This is a genomic window from Cyclobacterium jeungdonense (assembly GCF_010994275.1).
In the GTDB taxonomy this organism is placed as follows: Bacteria; Bacteroidota; Bacteroidia; order Cytophagales; family Cyclobacteriaceae; genus Cyclobacterium; species Cyclobacterium jeungdonense.
The window spans coordinates 209,083-228,234 of record NZ_WMCD01000009.1 but is presented as its reverse complement, the minus strand read 5'-3'; the positions used below and the strand labels follow the sequence as shown (position 1 = coordinate 228,234).

Here is a 19,152-nt window from a genome sequence, read left to right as displayed (position 1 = left end):
GGTTTAGCTGTCGAGAGGTAAGAAAATATTAACCAAGGTACCTTTGCCTTTTTCACTTTCTATGTGAATGGTTCCATCCAGGCGTTCGACCAAATGTTTGGAAATGGCCAATCCAATCCCCGATCCCTCAAATTTACGGTTAAAACCTTTACTTTCCTGTTCAAAGGGATAAAACAATTTGGACAGGTACTCTTTACTCATTCCCACCCCTTGATCCTGTACCTGAATGGCAAGCTGACGATTCCTCTTTTCCACCTGAACCTGAATCATGCCTTTGTCCGAATATTTGACCGAATTACCTACGATGTTATTTACTATTATCTCGAGGTATTTCCTTTCCACATTTGCAAAAAAAGGTTTGGTTAGGAACTTTGAAGTGACTAAGATACCTTTTTTTATACCTGTAGATTTATGTTTTACCAAAATTTTTGAAATAAAATCATTGATATTGGTGTTTTCCAATACGAAATTCACCCGGTCTGATTCAATTTCGGAAAGATCCAGGATATTGGTCATCGTTTGAAGCAGGCGTTCGCCACTTTCCTTGATGATTTCCAAATGCCCGAGCAGTTCGTTATCTTCTGACCTGACTTGCATAAGGTGCTCGGTACTGCCCAAAATACCATTTAAAGGCGTCCTTATTTCATGGCTCATATTGGAAATAATATTACTTTTTAATTGACTTACCTCCTCTGCCTTCACTTTTGCCATCTTCAAACCCTGTTCAAAGGCTTTTTTTCTTGAAATATCCCGGAACACATTCAGATATAGGGGTTTTCCTCCGAAATCCTCCTTCATTCGGGAGATGAATAGCTCGATTTCTTTGGTGCCATTCCGAAACGGCATTTCAAGTTCCAAGGTTAAACCCTTGCTATCTATTTTTTCCAGATCCTTACCTATCTTCTCCCGGATGTTGGGGTAGAATTCCGCATCAGCAAATAAGTAGGCGACCCCATTGGCCTGCACCTCTTTCTCCGAAACCGAGGCCATTTTACAAAGATTAGGATTGGCCGCTATGACCCTACCTCCCTTAACGGAGAGTAGCAGACCGTCTTGGGAATTATTCCAGACATTGCGAAACCGGTCTTCCCGGTTTTCTATTTCAAGGGTTTTTTCATTTAAGGTGTTGCGCAACATTCCTTGATTCTTGGCCTGCCGGTACAAGGTGTTAATGCCATAGCCCAAGGCAATCAAAAAGGCGATAATTAATAAGATGAACCAAAACTGAAGGTAGAAGGGGTGGTCTATTTGAAATTCTCTCGAATATACGGTTTCGGATTCGGGAAATCCCGCCAGTGATGCCTTCAATGCCAGTCTATAATTTCCCGGAGAAAGATTATTGAAATACAATTTATTGGTGCGGGGATTTTCCAACTTTTGCCATTCTGAATGAAATCCTTCCAGCTTGTAACTAACTATCAGGTCTGGCGAGTTACTAAAACTAACCGCACTAAAAGTACAAGTTATGTTGTTGAGCCGATAAGGGATGTCGGGGAATTCCGTATACAAGGGTTCTTGATCCGATACAGAAACATTTTCCATAAACACCAACGGACTTGCAATAGCTTCCTGATCTTCTTCCGGATAATAAACGGAAACGCCATTTTGGGTCCCAATCAGAATTCTTCCCCTGTCCGCCTGGGCCAAGGCTCCCCTTGCCACATCATTACCGATAAGCCCCGTGTTTTCGGTAAAAACGCGGAGTTTATCTTTTTCCTTCAAAACAACTCCTGAATCTGTCCCCAGCCAAATTTTACCGTTTTCATCTTTAAGAATGGCATAAACTGGATGTTGGATACGCTGACCTAAAATCGGAGCTGGCACTAATGAATCATACTGAAGCGTAAAATAGCCATTTCCCGTCCCTACAAACAACGTGTCGCCATTCTCCAGATAATCATATCCCTGTAGTTTAATCAGGTTTGGGTAGACGTTTACTTCCTCCGTAGGTGCCGCCCCACCTGATACCAAAACGATCCATTTACCATCCTTCAAGCGCCCCAGCTTTCTGATAAAGCCAATACCTTCCTCGACAGGAAGGCCAATATCCGGCTCAATAAAGGATGGGGATGCGCCCGAAACGGGTAATTTTGAACGGTAAATGTGCCCCCGACCAGCCACCCAAAGTTCTTCGCCATCAGCCCAAACGTAAGAAACCAACTGTTCGTCCGGCAAAGAAAAAAGCTTCATTTCCATGGTTTGGGCATTAAAGAAGCCTAATCCGTTGTCATAGGCGGAGAACCACACATTTCCTCTGACATCTATACTAAAATTCAGGACCCTATCCCGCCGGAACGAACTATTGTTCAGTGAAAACACGTGCGTTTTCACCGGATTTCCTCCTTTCCATGCCTGTATACCATTTTCAAAACCCACCAGATACTTTTGGCGGTCATACATTATTGCCGCTGATATATCCGGACTGGGGACACCGGTGCGGCCGTCAAAATTCTGAAAACGTGTACTCGCCAGGTTAGCCATTCCCCGGAAAGTTCCAATCCATATGATTCCCTCCCGATCCACCATGGCTGTATTTATCGTCTTGATGCGGAGGTCATCGTAGGCCGAAAGTACAAACCTCCGGCGCGTTTCTACATTCAATTGGATAAGGTGTGAATTGTAAAAAAAGTATACTTTCTCGTTTTTAACGAAAAGATCGAACCTGTCTTTTGTTCCTATAGGTAGGCCTGGGGAAAGTTGATATACAGTATCTGACAGTACATAAGGAGTTTTTCCGTTGTACAAATTATTGCGGGTTAAGAAATAATACGATTGATCATGGGGCAGGTAGGCCATTTTCACCAAGGGCTCGCCCTCCGACCAAAATGCCATTCTTTCCTCCGAGCGGAGAAGGTTATTCTTAAGACGGTATACACCATTTTCAAAAAGAAATAAGGTGTCTGATGCCGATACGAAATGGGAATAAAAATCACCTAAACCTTCGGTATTCAGGACCCTGGGGTCTTCCCTTGGCTTTTTCTGGTAAATGATTTGATTCCTCAAAACCATAAATACCTGCCTGTCTTCTTCCCGTCCTAACGTAAAAAAATGCATGGAACCGTAGAAAGCTGTCGTATCTACCGGATCGAGTAATTTCTCTGGTTTTTCCCAAGATTTCATGGTGTAGTGATACACCATTGGGTTTCCGCTTTGCTGGTACACCCAAACCCGACCATCCTCATCTACCCAGATTTTTTGTTCTGAACTAAAGGCATTGCGGATACTATCTGGAAGGAATTCTGAAACGATTCCGTCAGAAAATTTAACGCCCTGGTTGGTGGAAACCCAGATAAATCCTTTTTGATCCTGGGCTATGGAATAAATTTGCTTAGGGGTTTCCCCAAAACCTCTTATTTGCTTATTAAACTTAAATGTTTGACCCAAGACCCAATGGTGGGATAGCAACAGGAAAACAAAGGGAAAGAATTTGTTCATAGCATGTCAAACTGTTGCTAAAAATATAAAAAGTTATTTATAGTCTAAATTAAAATGATATTGTTTGCCAATTCTTTTTGTGATCGCCCTTTATCTTCTATTTTTGTAGCGAAATAATCAAAGCAGACATATGAGTGTATTGGTAAATAAAAATTCTAAAGTTATAGTACAGGGGTTCACTGGTACGGAGGGTTCCTTTCATGCCCAGCAAATGATTGAATACGGAACCAACGTTGTGGGAGGTGTCACTCCCGGAAAAGGGGGTAGTACTCATTTAGGCAAGCCTGTATTTAACACAGTAGAGGAAGCCGTCAAATCCAAAGGAGCGGACACGACGATCATTTTTGTTCCCCCGGCATTTGCAGTGGATGCCATCATGGAAGCAGCGGATGCAGGAATCAAAGTTATCATTACCATTACCGAAGGAATTCCTGTCAAGGACATGATGAAAGCCAAGCCCTATGTTAAAAAGAAAGGTGCCATTTTGGTTGGACCCAATTGCCCCGGAGTAATAACACCGGGAGAAGCAAAGGTTGGCATCATGCCCGGATTTGTCTTTAAACCCGGAAGAGTAGGTGTGGTATCTAAATCAGGAACCCTGACTTACGAAGCGGCCGATCAAATCACCAAGGCAGGACTTGGTGTTTCTACCGCTATAGGAATCGGTGGAGATCCGATTATTGGTACCTCCACAAAAGAGGCGGTCCAAATGCTTATGGAAGACCCCGAAACAGATGCCATCGTTATGATTGGAGAAATTGGTGGTAATTACGAAGCCGAAGCAGCCAAATGGATCAAAGAAAACGGAAATAAAAAACCCGTTGTGGGCTTTATTGCTGGACAAACAGCCCCTCCCGGCCGGAGAATGGGCCATGCTGGAGCTATCATCGGAGGAAAAGACGATACTGCTATTGCTAAAATGCGTATCATGAAAGATAACGGTATTTATGTGGCTGAATCTCCTGCAGAAATCGGAGAAGTTATGGCCAAGGCTCTGGGTGTTGATGCCTGAGTTCCTGGTTCGAACAGTAACACATGATTTAAATTTTTAAAGGAAACTCAATTCGAGTTTCCTTTTTTTTAATGCCCTATTTTGGTATATAACGAATTGAGGAAAAGGAAAAAATCCCCCATATTACCGGAAGGTAAGCCTTTAGTTGCAATTTTTTCTCTCCATTTCTACCGGCTCCATCTCACGATAATTCCAGCAGCCAGACCCGTTTTTCCCATGGTAGAAATACTCCGGCAGGACCATCTATCAAAATGTAATTGGATTTATTGATAATTTTCATTTACTTTTAGTTGATTTTTAATCAATATGCCCAAAAAACAATTACTCCGCCGATGAAAGCTCTTACATGGCTTTTTCTGTTTTGCCTGATGGTTTCACCAGGCCTCGCCCAGGAAACACTGGATTACACTAAGGAAATCATTCCTGTTCTCCGGAAGAATTGCTATACATGCCATAATGTAGGCAATCCGAAGGGTGGAGTAAATCTGGAAAGATATGAGGAAGAAGGCAGGATCATTAAAGACGGGCAACTTTGGCTCAAAGTAGTAGATCAGGTAAAAACCAAAGAGATGCCTCCCTCTAACAAACCCGCGCTAAATGAAAACGATTATCACATTTTAGTAGAAGGGATCAACGGCATACTGATCAAGTCATTGGAAAAGAAAACCCCTGGCAAGGTAGTGATTCGAAGGCTCAGTCATACCGAATACCATTACACCATATTGGATTTGATGGGAGTTTCATACGATGCTGCCGGCCGTTTCCCAGCAGATGGCTCAGGAGGAGGAGGTTTTGACAATCAGGGCGGATCCTTATTCTTCACTCCGCTAAAAATGGAGCGATACTACGATGCCGCAGAAGAAATTGTATCCAGGACATTGGAAGATCCGAATAAATGGGATAAGCTGGTTCCGGATAGTTACCAGCAAACGATCTGGCAACGATTCATAAATTGGTTGATGCCCAAATTTTCATCGGATTTCACACCGCTCAACCCTCCTGAAAAAGCCGCCGAACGGGTTATTTTTCCATTTGCCGGCAAGGCATTCCGCCGGCTGATAAAGGTGGAGGAAAAAGAAAAGTTTATCGACCTTTTTTCCGGGATTTACGCATCCATGCCAGAAAAACCGGACCCGATGCGCTTCAACCAATCGGTGGCGGAAGTTTTTAAGGCCATTTTGATATCCCCCTCCTTTTTGTACAAAATGGAAGAAGAGCCTAATGGAAATGAACCGGTTGCGTTGGGAGATTTTGAACTGGCCAGCCGTCTTTCCTATTTTCTATGGTCCAGCATGCCGGACGATACCCTGTTCCAACTCGCGGTCGCTGGTAAACTTCAGGACCAAAAGGTGTTAGAAGGGCAGGTAAATCGGATGCTGAACGATCCCAAGGCAATCCGCTTCTCCGAATCTTTTGTCAGCCAATGGCTTGGAATCACCAAATTAAGGGATCCCAATGCCCCGCTGGCTGATCAGGCAAAGTTTCCGGATTTTACCCCCCCCATACGAGAAGCCATGTTTCGTGAAACGACTGCTTTTTTTCACCATGTGCTTACAGAAAGCAAAAATTTTCTGGATCTTATTAGCAGCAATTATTCCTTTCTCAACGAACCACTAGCCAATTACTATGGAATTGAGGGCGTGAAGGGAAATGATTTTCAGAAAGTGATGCTGACCAATACTAATCGGGGCGGTTTTTTGGGCATGGGCAGCGTGCAAGCGGTGACCTCCTTGCCGACACGCACTAGTCCGGTTCTTAGAGGAAAATGGGTTTTGGAAGAAATATTGGGCACCTCTCCCCCTCCGCCCCCGCCTGACGTGGCCGAACTCCCTGAAGACGAGAGTTTGCATGAAGATCTTGGGTTAAAAGCACTACTCGAAAAACACCGTTCAGATCCTGCCTGCCAATCTTGTCACGAAAAAATGGACCCACTCGGATTGGGACTGGAAAATTTTGACGCCGATGGAAAATGGCGAGAAAGTTATGGCAATACACCCATCGATCCTTCCGGAGTTTTAGCTACTGGTGAAACCTTTGAAGGTCCATCAGAATTAAAAAAGCTGCTGCTCCTGGAAAAAGAAAAGTTTGCCCGTAATTTATCCAAAAAAGCACTATCCTTTGCCATAGGCCGGGGGATAACTTTTACCGATGAAATCGCCATTCGGGAATTGACTACTTCGCTGATGGAGCATCAGTTTAATCCGGATCAATTCATTGCTGAATTGGTTCATAGCTACCCTTTTCGAATGAAAATTAAAGATTTTCAAAAAAAGGTAAATGAAATAGAATGAAATCAAGCATGACGCAAGCGACCCACAGAGGGATGATTATACAACATGCGAGATTCTCCCGAAGGTCGGGACAGGCTATGTGGCCTTTGAAAAGCAAATTAAAAACGCATGAAATCGAGCATGACGAGATCGACACACAGAGGGATGATTATCGGGCATGCGAGATTCCATCTGACCGCTGAAAAAAAAATATAAACAGATGAAAAAGTAGAAACTTATTGACTTTAAACAGAGAATATCCATAAATTACTGATTATGAATAAGAAGTGGCAAATTTCCAGAAGAAAAATGCTCAAGGGAGTGGGTGCAGCCATCGCCTTGCCGTTTTTAGAGGCCATGGCTTCCCCCTTAAACCTGGGTGGTAATTACAGCAAGGACGGGTTCCCTATCCGTTCCGCTTTTATGTTTATGCCCAATGGTGTACATCCGGGTAGGTGGACACCGGAGGGTATTGGCAGGGATTTCAGGCTTTCTCCCACACTCACACCGCTGGCACATCTAAAGGACGACATTTTGGTTCTGGGGCAACTTATGAACAAGCATTCCATTTTTCAGGGTGCAGACGGTCATTACGCCAAAACAGCCAACCTATTAACCTGTTTGCCGATACAAAAAACAGCCGGAGACAACATTAACAGTGGGGGAATATCGGTGGATCAGATTCTCGCCAACCATTTTAAAAATGAAACCCTTTTCCCGTCTTTGGAATACGGGCTCGACCGCATACAGACTGGCGTGGATATCAATGTAGGGTTTACCCGGTTATATGCCAGTAGCATCTCCTGGAAAAATGCCACCACTCCCCTCTCTAAGGAAATCGATCCACGGTTGGCCTTTGACAGGCTATTCAAGTCTTTTGTCCCGGGTAATTCATCTCAAGAAAACCCACACAAAAGCAGCATTTTGGATGCGGTTTTACAGGACGCAAAATCATTAAAAAATAATTTAGGCCGTTCTGACCAGGATAAACTGGAAGAATACCTGGAATCCATTCGCTCTATCGAAAAAAGAGTCAATAACCCCTCCAACCTGAAGGATTTTGCAAGTAAAATCACTCCCGACATTAAGAAAGAACTCATACGGGTAAACCAAAATGTGGAGGAGTATGTAGAGGTGTATGGGGGCGTCAATATTACCGAAAAAACCCGACTCATGTTTGATATCATGGCACTGGCCTTTTGGAGTGACGCCAGCCGGGTAGCAACCTTTATGTTTGGTAATTCAGTGAGCAATCGAAATTTCTCCTTTCTTGAAGGGGTCAGTGGCGCCCATCATTCCATCTCGCACCACATGAATCACCCGGAAAAAATGGAACAGTATGACCTGATCACTCGCTGGCACCTGGAACAATACGCCTACTTTTTGGACAAGTTAAAGGGAATAAAGGAAGGGAATGGAACCCTGCTGGATAATTCCCTGGTGATGTTTGCTTCCGGTTTACGGGATGGAAACCGCCATTCCCCACGGGATTTGCCCATCGTTCTTGGGGGCCACGGGGGTAATAAAATCAAAACTGGTCAAAACCTTATTTACGAGGAAAACACCCCATTAGCCAATTTGTACACCAGTTGGATGCAAACTGTAGGCTTGGAGCAGGAAACGTTTGCCGACAGTACCGGGCCACTTGACTTCATCATGGCCTGATTTTTCAACAACAATATGGATAATTTTCGCCCAATCAACAGGATAATACACTCCTGTCTGCAGGACTAATTATGAACAAAACAATAAGGCTTGTACATCACCAGATAAAAACCGTTACCTCATGGCCTCTGGTAGGAATCTCATTGCTATCCCTGGTAATTTATTTGTTTTTTCTTATGGTTCCTCTATCGCTGGAATCCGGGAATCCGCTTTGGGTCCTGCTGGGTAGGTTTCACCCATTGATTCTTCATTTTCCAATCGTATTGATTTTGTTGGTAACAGCCGGGATTATTCTGGCACAGCTAAAACCAGGGATTATCCATCCTTCTGTTATCCGAGCCATTCTGGGAGTGTCTGTGGTAGCCTCCCTGTTTGCCATTGGCGCCGGATACGTTCTATACCTTTCCGAAGACTATTCTGGCCCATTGGTTAGCAATCACTTTTACGGGGCATTGGTTACCGGATCCTGCCTCTCCATCGCGACTATTTTCTACGAACTTCGCTTGGTGTCAGACCAGGTATCACGTGCGTTCTTTTTTGGTTTTTTGATACTAACCAATGCTTCTCTGGCGTATACCAGTCATTTAGGAGGATCGTTGACTCATGGTGAGTATTATTTGTCGGAACCTATTAATTCCCTATTGCCTGCCAAGAAATCCGACAAGGCACCGGAAGACATGCTCCTCTATTCAGATATCGTAGCTACCATCCTGGAAACCCGTTGTGCAAATTGCCATAATGAAAACAAATCCAAAGGAGATTTATTGCTTACCAGCCACTCCGCCCTCCTTGAGGCGGGAAAAAGCGAAAAAACGGCGGTAATACCAGGTGATCCCAATGGCAGTGAACTGATGGTACGGATTCTGTTGCCGGAGGATCATGACGATCGAATGCCACCGGAAGGAAAACCCGGGTTGACAGAAAGCGAAATTAGCGTTTTGCGATTTTGGATCGAAACAGGTGCCTCTGAAGAAATGACCAAAGGAGAAATCCAGGATAAACCTGTATTGGCCGAACTGGAGCAGATGATGCCTGAAATTCAGCAGGCACAGTATAAAATTCTGGAAGAAAAAGAAGCCTTCGATGAAGCACTAAAAGAATTACAGGGTATGGCTTCAGACAGGGGCATCGAGATTGTTCCTGATGAATTAGCCAATGGCGACTATTTTGGGCTAAAGATGAAATTTCCTCCTTCTCCCTTTGGAGGAAGGGAACTTCAGGAATTTTCCGGCTACTTCCCTCATTTCTCCAGGGTATCGCTTGCTTCCAGCGATGTAACGGACGACGACCTTTACTACTTGGGAAAAATGACTCAACTTCGGCGGCTTGTGTTACAGAAAACAGCCATCGAAGGAGATGGTTTGCCTTATTTGAAGGATTTGCCCTTACTGGAAGAGCTTAACCTTTCCTTTACATTGCTGGATGATGCCAGTCTTTTACACCTTCTTTCTTTTCCAAGCCTCAAAAAGGTTTACCTTTTTGGCACATCCCTGAACGATGAGGTTATAGAAGCGGTACAGAAACACCGTCCAGACCTGGAGATAATTTTGGAAGAAGGTCCTTTTTACTGATGGCCTTTTTTTCGTTCCTTGGGTATTATAACCGATAAATTCAGATATCATGCGCGTATTTCTTTTCCCTCTTGCCAGACCATATATTTCCCTGGCTTATCTATTAATTGCCTTTCTTATAGTTAATTGCCAGTCTAAATCGGATACGGCTGTTCCGGCTTCTTCAACCAAAGGAATTGATCTGTTAAAAGCCTATGTTGCCGAAAACCAAAAGGAATTCGAATACGAATTGGTTCACGAAAGTCGCGGTGAGGCTTATTCTTACTATGTATTGAAGATGACCTCCCAGAATTGGTTAGGTAGGGAAGAGGTTGAACCCGGCACCTGGTGGCACTGGGTCTCTTTTGTCATTCCGGACGATCTAAAATACAAGACCTCTTTGATGATCATCAGTGGAGGTAGCAGCGGGAGCGATTTGCCCGAAACTCCAGATGAGCTGATTTTAGAAGGGGCATTGGCCACGGGTTCTCCGGTAATCAAAGTACACAACGTTCCTTTTCAACCGGTACAATACATAGGGGATAGTCTGGAGAAAAGAACAGAAGATGGATTGATAGCCTACGGATGGCGGGAATTTATGGAGCGAGGGGCAAGTGACGAAGATGCTATCTGGTTGGCCAGGTTTCCGATGACTGAAGCAGTGGTTTCTGCCATGGATGCAGTGGTGGCCTTTACCAAGGAAAATCTGGACTTGGAGTTAAATGATTACGTGGTCGCGGGTGCCTCCAAAAGAGGCTGGACTACCTGGACCACCGCTGCTGTTGATAATCGGGTAGTGGGTATGATACCCATCGTAATTGACATGCTGAATTTAAAACCCTCTTTCAAACATCATTGGCAAACCTACGGTTTTTGGGCTCCTGCGGTAAAAGATTACACCCGGGAAGGTATTTTTAACTGGATGGACAGCAGGGAATTTGCGCGTTTAATGGAAATCGTAGAACCCTATCAATTCCTGGAAGAATATAATGAGATACCTAAATTGTTGATCAACGCCACCGGGGATCAGTTTTTTCTGCCGGATAGCTGGAAATTTTATTGGGATGAGCTTCCTGGGGAAAAGCATTTGGCTTACATTCCCAATGCCGGACACTCTCTGGACGGTTCCGATGCCATTCAGGTAATGCTCGGCTTTTATTCCCATATTTTAGCCGATCAAAAACGCCCTTCCTATGAGTGGGAGGTGACCGAAGAGGCCATAGAAATCCGGACTGATCCGGAAAACCCACCGGTATCCATCAAATTATGGACTGCCAATAATCCCTCCAAAAGAGATTTCAGAATTGATGAACTGGGACCAGAATGGACGGCAATCACCATTCCACAAGAGGAAGACGGCACCTATCGGATCCCCCTTGAAACTCCGGAAAAGGGATGGACCGGCCATTTTGCGGAGATAATATACGCAGGAAACGCCCCGTTAAAATTTACTACCGGAGTAAAAATTCTTCCGGAAACCTATGCCCATGAAGCCTTTACCCCAAAAACGCCTAAGGGAACGCCATTGGCAAACTAAGATTAATTTTCCAGACTGAACGCCAAGTAGTAATCTCCGGAGGAAGTACCCATTTTACCACCTCCTGCGGCGATTACAACGAATTGTTTGCCATCTACCGCATAGACTGCCGGTGTGGCATATCCACCTGCAGGGAGCTTGTATTTCCATAGCTCCTCACCGGTATCTTTATCGAAGGCACGAAAGTATTCGTCTTTTGAAGCTCCTATAAAAACAAGCCCGCCTGCAGTGACTACGGGGCCTCCGTAATTCTCAGTTCCGGTTACCGGAATTCCCTTGGCAGTCAGCTCGGGGTATTCTCCCAAGGGCACCGACCAGGCAATTTCGCCCTTGTTCAGGTCTATAGCGTTTAAAGTTCCCCAGGGAGGTTTGACTGCCGGATATCCTTCCTGATCGAAAAACCGATTATAGCCAGTCGTGGTGTACGGGACAGCCGAGAGGTTAGAATCTGCACCGATCGTATGGGAATCTTGATTCCCTTCAGGTTTCAGAAGATAATTGACCAAGGCTTTCTTGATTTCCGGTTTAAGATGTTGAAAAGCAGGCATTCTACCCTTTCCTGCTGCGATAATACCGAGTATTTCATTTTCATCTAAGCGCTGCCCGACTTCCATGAGCGAAGGAAAAGCACCGGAAGGGTCCCCCATTTTATCCAGGCCATGACACATGCCACAATGAGTAAAATAGGCGGATTTACCCAGGGAAACCTTCCCACCTTTAGTGGGAACCATGGTCAAAATCCAGGGCATTTCGTTGGCATTCACGTATAGCAGACCGGACTCCTCATCGTATGCAGCACCTCCCCACTCTCCTCCTCCATCAAAACCAGGGAAAATAACGGTTCCCTCACTGCTGGGAGGCATAAACGTATGGCCAAATTTGAGCCCTTGAATCTTTTCGCGGACATAAGCTTCCGATTCCGGAGAGATATCAGTAACCTCTGCCTCAGTAAAAACCTGCCTCGAAAATGGAGGGGGAACCTGAGGCAAGGGCTGCGTTGGCCACACCTCCTCTCCTTCAAGGCTAGAAGGCGGTATGTCAACTTCCACAATGGGATACACCGGCTCCCCGGTCGCCCGGTCAAAAACAAAGACCCTTCCCGTTTTGGTAATTTGAGCTACTGCCCGAATGGTTTTACCCTCCTTTTCTATGGTAACCAGGTTGGGGGGAGCGGGTAAATCCCGATCCCATACGTCATGTCTCACCGTTTGGTAATGCCAGATGCGCTCTCCGTTTTCGGCATTCAATGCCAACAGTGAATTGGCAAAAAGGTTTTCTCCTTTGCGATTTCCACCCCAGAAATCAAATGCAGCAGATCCAGTAGGAATGTATACAACACCGGAGGCTTCGTCCAGGCTCATTCCGGCCCAACTATTAGCACCTCCTGCCGTCAGATAGGCATCTTTGGGCCAGGTATTGTACCCAAATTCACCAGGTTTGGGGATGGTATGAAATACCCAATCTATCTCCCCGGTAATCACATCAAATGCACGTATGTACCCTGGGGCTGCATCGGAATTTTCGGATACCCGGGTGCCCAGAATCAATTTGTTTTTGTAAATAACCCCGGGGGTAGATGAAATTACATAGCGGTCCTGCGCCCAATCTCCCAACCCTTTGGTAAGGGCTACTTTTCCCTCTTCGCCAAATTCAGAAATCAGTTGTCCCGTTTTGGGATCAAGGGCAAATAAATACGGTCCGGCAGAATAAAACAAGCGGGATTGCTGCTCGGAATTCCAATACATTAATCCCCTGTTTACACTCCCACCAATTTCAAAATCCTTGTGGGGATCAAATTCCCATATGGGGTCACCAGTAGCGGCATTTACTGCAAAAGCTTTCAGCCTGGGGCTGGTTCCGAAAAGGATCCCATCAATGATCAGGGGATTGCATTGAATCTGGGTGTTTCCCCCATCAGATAGGTCCTCGGTGCGGAATTCCCAGGCGGGTTTCAGATTACCTATATTGACTTTGTTTATCTGGTCCAGAGAAGAGTATTGAGCACTACCTTTACTTCCCAAATATACCGGCCAGTCTGCACCTGCTTCCTCCCGATCACCGGAAGTGGATTGACAGGAACAAATCAGGAACAATCCCATAACCCAAAAGGCTGGCTTTCGTAAAATCAATATATTCATTTAAATTAGGTTACTGGTTCCTGACAAATATATCAATTTTGACCAAAGGTACCTTGCAAAAGTTTTACGGTAAAAGAGATCGGTACACTATATGAAAAAACTGCTTATATGCCGCCATGCCAAATCCTCCTGGGATCATCCCTTACTCACGGATCAACTTCGCCCCCTTGCCGAAAGAGGTGAAAGAGATGCTCCCCTCATGGCGAAAAGAATGCTTGCAAACCGGGTAATCCCTGAAAAAATTCTTACCTCGAATGCTGTTCGGGCCGTCCAAACCGCTGAAAGATACCTGGAAATATTCTTTAAAGAGGATCCTGAATTTGAAAAAACCCCCGATCTTTACCACGCTTCTCCTAAAGCAATACTGGAAAAAATCCGCCAAACTCCTGACCGGATAAACAGCTTGTTTATTTTTGGCCACAACCCCGGTTTTACCGATTTGATTAATTACCTGGGAGAAAATCTGGACAACCTACCTACCGCAGCGGTTTTTGGATTTTATTTCCAAACCAACCACTGGATGGATATTCAGCCCGAAAATGCCTCCTTCTGGCTATACGATTTCCCAAAAAACAAGTCTCCTAAAATTTCCTGACATCCTGCAATACCTCTGGGAATTCCCGGAAGTGATCCATCAAATAAATAACTTTTTTGGCAATATCTTCGGGCGAACTGAGGCTACCCTCGGATTTTAAAGATTGGAATTTCTCCAGATTACTGAAATTTTCTTTCCCTGCCGAGCGGATGGTTTCTTGCATGGACGTGTCAATTATCCCTGGCGACAAAGCATAAAGGGTAAATCCCCTGTTTTTCAAATCAGATTCTTCCTGCGCAATTAGCGTCATTTGGTTCAATGCCGCTTTGGAAGCACTATAGCCTGACCAGCCATCCATTACCTTTCCGGCCGCTCCCGAACTTATATTGACAATCAATTTATTTCCCTGGTATCGGTCGTATTTATTCATAAACGCGTTCATTAACAGGGCCGGCGCGATCACATTTACCTTATGTATTTGGATGATGGCATCGGGATCAATGTAACCCGTATGCGCAATGTCTCCAATCCAGCCTGCATTATTGATCAGGCAAATTTTTTCAAAGGAACCCTCCGGGAATAGAGCCGCTTCCTTTTCCAGTATGGCTTCTGAGTCGGACAGGTCCAGGGCCAAACTGTGAAAATTCCCTGCTGAAGCCATGGGAGTTCGGGCGATGCCTATTACCAGGTTCTTCTTATCGCGGGCCAACAGTTTGGCCAACGCGTGGCCAAGGCCTTTACTTGCTCCGGTAATGATGTAACAATGGGTAGCTTCCATAAACAACGTAACGTTAAAGGTGCCTAAATTATATTAACTCGGAAAGTTTGTTTTGCGATTGACGGTACAATCGCAAACTTAAGGAATGAAACCGATAAATCAACATGGCAGCTGTCAGGGATAGGCCTGTCAAAAGCCCCATCCAAATACCAAGCTCATTCCACCCCAGATGAAAGGACAAAAAATACCCCAAAGGCAAGCCTATTACCCAATAGGCTACGAGGGTGACCAGGGTGGGTACCTTTACATCAGAAAGCCCTCTCAACGCACCAAGCCCCACAACCTGTAGACCATCTGAAATCTGAAAAAAGGCAGCGACTACCAAAAGGGTAGCTGCCATTTCGACCACTCCCCGCTCCTCAATATACAAAAGAGGCAGGTAATTTCTGAATACCAGAAAAGCCAAACCAAATAGAAACATAAAAACAGCAACCATTCCAAAAATAGAAAAACCGACTTGCCGCAATTTTCCAATATCCCGCTTCCCTAACTGGTTGCCTACGCGAACCATAGCCGCAGCTGACAAGCCGGAGGCCATCATGTAACTAATGGATGCGAGGTTAATGGCAATTTGATGGGCAGCCAGGGCATTGACACCAATCCACCCCATCATAATGGCAGCGGTACTAAAGGCGCCTACTTCAAAAACGAATTGCAACCCAGTTGGAATACCTATTCGCAGCATCTTTTTGATGATACCAAATCGTAGGTTTTTCAGACTAAAACCTCTCAGATAACGGGCATACCTTTCAGACCGGGTCACGTAAAGGTAAATGGCCATTGCCATCAGGATGCGTGAAATTAGCGTGGCCCAGCCTGCACCATTCAGCCCCATCGCAGGAAACCCCCAATTTCCGTAGATCAACAGCCAGTTTAAGCCCACATTAAATACATTGAAAAGGACCGTAATGTACATGGCCTGTTTGGTTTGTGAAAGGCCTTCAATAAATTGCTTGTAGGTTTGAAAAAACATAAATGGTACCAGCGAAAAAGTAATGATTAACAGGTAAGGAATCGCCAAAATAACCACTTCTTCTGGCTGGCCCAGCCATTGCAAGCCCGGGGAAAGTCCTAAAATAACCAAAAACAGCACCAGGGAAGAAAAGCCATTGATAACAAAACCATGGCTCAGAAATCGTCCGATTTTTCCTTTTTTGCCCTCCCCGTCTGCCGCCGCCACCATGGGTGTGACGGCCATGGAAATACCTATCCCAAACATCAGCATGAGGAAGAAAATGCTATTAGCGAGGGAGGCCGCTGCCAGGGGGATAGCACCCAGCCTTCCCACCATGATGTTATCCGCTACGCCTACCATTACCTGCCCCAACTGACTCAACATCACAGGATAGGCCAGGGAAAAGGTAGTATTAAAATCCGCTTTAAATTCCTGCAAACGCATCTGGGAGGTCTAAATCATTTTTAACCGAATTCCCGTCTTTAGAATGGCGGAAATACTGATAGCATCGGTTATATTACCCTTCATTACCAGGTGGAGAGCCTCCTTAAAAGGTAGCCGGCGAATCTGTAAGTCCTCGGTGGCATCAAATTCCGTTTCCCCCAGGGTTAAGTTTTCGGCTATAAATACAAAGCCTACCTCATCCGTTACAGAATTTGAGGTATGGATTTTCATCAGTTCGGTCCATTTATCTGCGGTAAGGCCGGTTTCTTCTTTTAATTCACGCCTGGCGCTTTCCAGAATATCTTCTTCCAACAGCCCCCCTCCCATGGGGATCTCCCAGGAATATTCCTCCAGGGTATAGCGGTACTGCCCTACAAGCCAGGTGTGATTTTCCTGATCGAGGGGCAGGATCCCTATTGCCCTGTTTTTAAAATGTACCTTACCGTAGATGCCTTCGGTTCCGGTCGGTGCAAGTACCTGATGCTCCTCTACCTGAATCCAGGGATTATCATATACTTCTTTTGCGGAGATTTTGGTCCAGGGATTTTTCATAATGATAAAAAAAGGGTGGCCTTCAGCCACCCTTCATCAATTTTTGCGTGAAATGAATACTTATGCAGGAATTGGCAGTACTTTGCTATCCTTAAAGGTAGAAAGAATAACCATGGACTGCATGGAATCTACTTCTTTGATTTCACTCACCTGCTCCAACATCAGCTTCTGATAGGAATTGATGTCCTTTGAAATGATTTTCAAAATAAAATCTCCTGTTCCCGTAATGTGATGACATTCGATCACCTCGGGAATTTGATCGATTTCCTTCATAAAGGCATCAATATTGGCCTTATTGTGACCTATCAGTCCAACCAAAACGAAAGTGCTCACTCCCAATCCGATCTTTTCAGGATCCAGTTTTGCGTGATAGCTTTTGATAATCCCGGATTGCTCCAACTTTTTTACCCGCTCCAGAGTAGGTGCAGGAGACAAACCTATATCTTTTGAAAGCTGTGCATTCGTGATTTTTGCATTCGCTTGGAGGATCTCTAAAATCTTACGGTCGATTTTGTCAAATTTTACTTTAATGCTATTATCCATATTGTAAAGAATTTACCGAATTATATGTGGTACAAATGTAATCCAATTTATATTTATTTTAAAGACATTTACGAAAAAAACGCAAGTGCGGACGAAATATTGTTAGTAAATTATCGATTTAATTAAAATTATTGCTCTTAGTGTTTTGCAATTTCTTAAAAAAGATAAAGTTCCTCCCGAATAACCATCGTAAGAACTATTTAGTGCCCGTCAAAGTTTATTCTTTTTTAATAAATCCCTCGCTTCTTTATGCGCAGGATGCTTCCTTTTGGCATGCTCCTTTACGGATTCAAAAAAACGCTTTGCATCCGAGGTTTCGCCTTGATCTAAGGAGATCTTACCCAACTGCAACAATGCAAACAAATAATATCCACTTTCCTGAAAATCCAACTCTTCTCCATAAGCCACTGTTTGCAGGTAATATTTTTTAGCAGTAACATACTGCCCCATTCTGTCCAAATACTGTGCCGCAAAAAAAGAAGCGTACCGGCCACTATTGGCCTCGTAGCCCGTCCAGCCGGCTTCTATACGTTTTAAGATTTCCAAGGATACTTCCATGGCCTCTTTCCCCCTTCCCACGGCATACAGCTGCCTGGCAAAAAAACGATGAAAATAGGGGTTGTTCGGATATTTCTCATGTAAATAGGAGGTAATTTCCAATGCTTTAAAGGGCTCCTTTTCTTCGGAAGCATACAAGCGGAAAAGAAAATATTGTGCTTCTACACGGGCATAAAACGAATTTTCAGCCACTTCTTCCAGTTGTTGCAGCCCTAGCTCCTGATCTCCCTTCGGAAACAACAACATTACGGGTCGAAGCAAGGGATAATTTTTCGGAATCCAGACAGAAAAATAATTGAATAAGGCATCTCCTAAAAGCAATTCAGGATTCAACTCCTCTTCCCCTCTGCTCATTTCGAGGTAATTAAGCGCATTTTTCCCTGCAAAAGCAGCACTCGTCCAATTTTTTCTTTCGCTGTAAAGCCTTCCCTGAAAACCATAAGCACCTGCAAGGAAAAAAGCCGCCTCTTTGTTATCAGGTTCCTTTTCTAACATTGCTTCGGCCTTCTCGATAGTCCGGTCCATATACTCTAAAAAAAGAGCATCGTGGCTCTTGTTTTCTGTGGCCACGGCAATCTTCCACCACTGGCTAAGCCCCATCAAGAAATCGGGCAGCGGATGTTCAGGATAGGTATAACGCATTACCTGAAAGCCACGCTCGGCGCGCTCAAAGTCAAAATTATACATGCTGTTGACTGCATCGGTAATCCGGAATTGCAAGCCCCTGTCCAGCAACAAATAGGTACTTTCCGATTCCCCAATTTGAGTCAGCGCTTCCATCTGAGCACGACCCGGAATCGCGAACAGCAAAGAAGTTGACACCAAAACGATTGTAATGTAAATATGGTAAGCTTTCAATTTCAGGATATTTTACTAGAATGTACTAAATATACACACAAGAGGATAAACAAAAGCCAACTTCAATTAATTTCGAATCGAGTGAAAAATTTTTTACCAATTCCAAGGTAAGCTATCTCATACTAATTAAAAAATAGGCTGTTTCCATAAGCTGACAGCTCTTAGCAAAATTCGTTTACATAAACTGACTGAAATCATAATATTCCAACAAGTTTGCATTCGTAACGCTCCCGAAAAAACAGACCCATTAGACCAAAACCACATGAAATGCAATCCTGGCCAATGGATCTGTAAACAGCAATAAGATAAAAAAATTAACAGC

13 protein-coding genes are annotated in these 19,152 nt (G+C 44.5%); 6 read left to right on the top strand and 7 right to left on the bottom strand.

Annotation, left to right across the window (positions count from 1 at the left end):
* Nucleotides 1-3 precede the first annotated feature (3 nt).
* Nucleotides 4-3,435 (bottom strand): sensor histidine kinase, encoded by a 3,432-nt coding sequence (locus GKS34_RS17730; RefSeq protein WP_163386308.1) that lies wholly within the window; start codon nt 3,433-3,435, stop codon nt 4-6.
* A 130-nt stretch (nt 3,436-3,565) separates the two neighbouring features.
* Between GKS34_RS17730 and sucD the strand changes: the two genes are divergently transcribed.
* From sucD to GKS34_RS17705, 5 genes are all read left to right on the top strand, one after another.
* Nucleotides 3,566-4,447, top strand: coding sequence for a succinate--CoA ligase subunit alpha (sucD, locus tag GKS34_RS17725; RefSeq protein WP_163386307.1), 882 nt, complete (start codon nt 3,566-3,568; stop codon nt 4,445-4,447).
* 332 nt (nt 4,448-4,779) lie between these two features.
* The gene (locus GKS34_RS17720; RefSeq protein WP_163386306.1) at nt 4,780-6,738 is read left to right on the top strand and encodes a DUF1592 domain-containing protein; all 1,959 of its coding nucleotides are present in this window, start codon (nt 4,780-4,782) and stop codon (nt 6,736-6,738) included.
* A 255-nt stretch (nt 6,739-6,993) separates the two neighbouring features.
* Nucleotides 6,994-8,382: a DUF1552 domain-containing protein gene (locus GKS34_RS17715; RefSeq protein WP_163386305.1), complete on the top strand. Its 1,389-nt coding sequence runs from the start codon at nt 6,994-6,996 to the stop codon at nt 8,380-8,382.
* Nucleotides 8,383-8,453: 71 nt separating this feature from the next.
* Entirely contained in the window at nt 8,454-9,953 is a 1,500-nt protein-coding gene (locus GKS34_RS17710; protein WP_240459354.1) for a c-type cytochrome domain-containing protein, read from the top strand.
* A 49-nt stretch (nt 9,954-10,002) separates the two neighbouring features.
* Nucleotides 10,003-11,469, top strand: coding sequence for a PhoPQ-activated pathogenicity-related family protein (locus GKS34_RS17705; RefSeq protein ID WP_163386304.1), 1,467 nt, complete (start codon nt 10,003-10,005; stop codon nt 11,467-11,469).
* A 2-nt stretch (nt 11,470-11,471) separates the two neighbouring features.
* Here the strand turns inward: GKS34_RS17705 and GKS34_RS17700 are convergent, their stop codons facing one another.
* Complete coding sequence (locus GKS34_RS17700; protein ID WP_240459353.1) at nt 11,472-13,607, bottom strand: outer membrane protein assembly factor BamB family protein; 2,136 nt, start codon at nt 13,605-13,607, stop codon at nt 11,472-11,474.
* A gap of 91 nt (nt 13,608-13,698) precedes the next feature.
* Here GKS34_RS17700 and GKS34_RS17695 point away from each other — a divergent pair, with 91 nt between their 5' ends.
* Nucleotides 13,699-14,202 (top strand): SixA phosphatase family protein, encoded by a 504-nt coding sequence (locus GKS34_RS17695; RefSeq protein ID WP_163386303.1) that lies wholly within the window; start codon nt 13,699-13,701, stop codon nt 14,200-14,202.
* Here the strand turns inward: GKS34_RS17695 and GKS34_RS17690 are convergent.
* The 5 genes from GKS34_RS17690 to GKS34_RS17670 form a co-directional block, all read right to left on the bottom strand.
* Nucleotides 14,189-14,920, bottom strand: a complete 732-nt coding sequence (locus tag GKS34_RS17690) for an SDR family NAD(P)-dependent oxidoreductase (RefSeq protein WP_163386302.1) — start codon at nt 14,918-14,920, stop codon at nt 14,189-14,191. The two genes, GKS34_RS17695 and GKS34_RS17690, sit on opposite strands and share 14 nt — an antisense overlap.
* A 28-nt stretch (nt 14,921-14,948) precedes the next feature.
* The gene (locus GKS34_RS17685) at nt 14,949-16,319 is read right to left on the bottom strand and encodes an MATE family efflux transporter (protein WP_163386301.1); all 1,371 of its coding nucleotides are present in this window, start codon (nt 16,317-16,319) and stop codon (nt 14,949-14,951) included.
* A gap of 9 nt (nt 16,320-16,328) precedes the next feature.
* On the bottom strand, nt 16,329-16,871 hold the full coding sequence (locus GKS34_RS17680; RefSeq protein ID WP_163386300.1) for an NUDIX domain-containing protein: 543 nt from the start codon (nt 16,869-16,871) through the stop codon (nt 16,329-16,331).
* Between the two features lie 60 nt (nt 16,872-16,931).
* The gene (locus GKS34_RS17675) at nt 16,932-17,414 is read right to left on the bottom strand and encodes an Lrp/AsnC family transcriptional regulator (protein ID WP_163386299.1); all 483 of its coding nucleotides are present in this window, start codon (nt 17,412-17,414) and stop codon (nt 16,932-16,934) included.
* 210 nt (nt 17,415-17,624) lie between these two features.
* Nucleotides 17,625-18,770: a tetratricopeptide repeat protein gene (locus GKS34_RS17670; RefSeq protein WP_435380168.1), complete on the bottom strand. Its 1,146-nt coding sequence runs from the start codon at nt 18,768-18,770 to the stop codon at nt 17,625-17,627.
* Nucleotides 18,771-19,152 lie beyond the last annotated feature (382 nt).

Bases quoted from the DNA above. Each gene is read 5' to 3' on its own strand.
- GKS34_RS17720 (WP_163386306.1), top strand. From the start codon at position 4,780: ATGAAAGCTCTTACATGGCTTTTTCTGTTTTGCCTGATGGTTTCACCA.
- sucD (WP_163386307.1), top strand. From the start codon at position 3,566: ATGAGTGTATTGGTAAATAAAAATTCTAAAGTTATAGTACAGGGGTTC.
- GKS34_RS17680 (WP_163386300.1), bottom strand. From the start codon at position 16,871: ATGAAAAATCCCTGGACCAAAATCTCCGCAAAAGAAGTATATGATAAT.
- GKS34_RS17675 (WP_163386299.1), bottom strand. From the start codon at position 17,414: ATGGATAATAGCATTAAAGTAAAATTTGACAAAATCGACCGTAAGATT.
- GKS34_RS17700 (WP_240459353.1), bottom strand. From the start codon at position 13,607: ATGAATATATTGATTTTACGAAAGCCAGCCTTTTGGGTTATGGGATTG.
- GKS34_RS17705 (WP_163386304.1), top strand. From the start codon at position 10,003: ATGCGCGTATTTCTTTTCCCTCTTGCCAGACCATATATTTCCCTGGCT.
- GKS34_RS17730 (WP_163386308.1), bottom strand. From the start codon at position 3,435: ATGAACAAATTCTTTCCCTTTGTTTTCCTGTTGCTATCCCACCATTGG.
- GKS34_RS17715 (WP_163386305.1), top strand. From the start codon at position 6,994: ATGAATAAGAAGTGGCAAATTTCCAGAAGAAAAATGCTCAAGGGAGTG.
- GKS34_RS17685 (WP_163386301.1), bottom strand. From the start codon at position 16,319: ATGCGTTTGCAGGAATTTAAAGCGGATTTTAATACTACCTTTTCCCTG.
- GKS34_RS17690 (WP_163386302.1), bottom strand. From the start codon at position 14,920: ATGGAAGCTACCCATTGTTACATCATTACCGGAGCAAGTAAAGGCCTT.
- GKS34_RS17710 (WP_240459354.1), top strand. From the start codon at position 8,454: ATGAACAAAACAATAAGGCTTGTACATCACCAGATAAAAACCGTTACC.
- GKS34_RS17695 (WP_163386303.1), top strand. From the start codon at position 13,699: ATGAAAAAACTGCTTATATGCCGCCATGCCAAATCCTCCTGGGATCAT.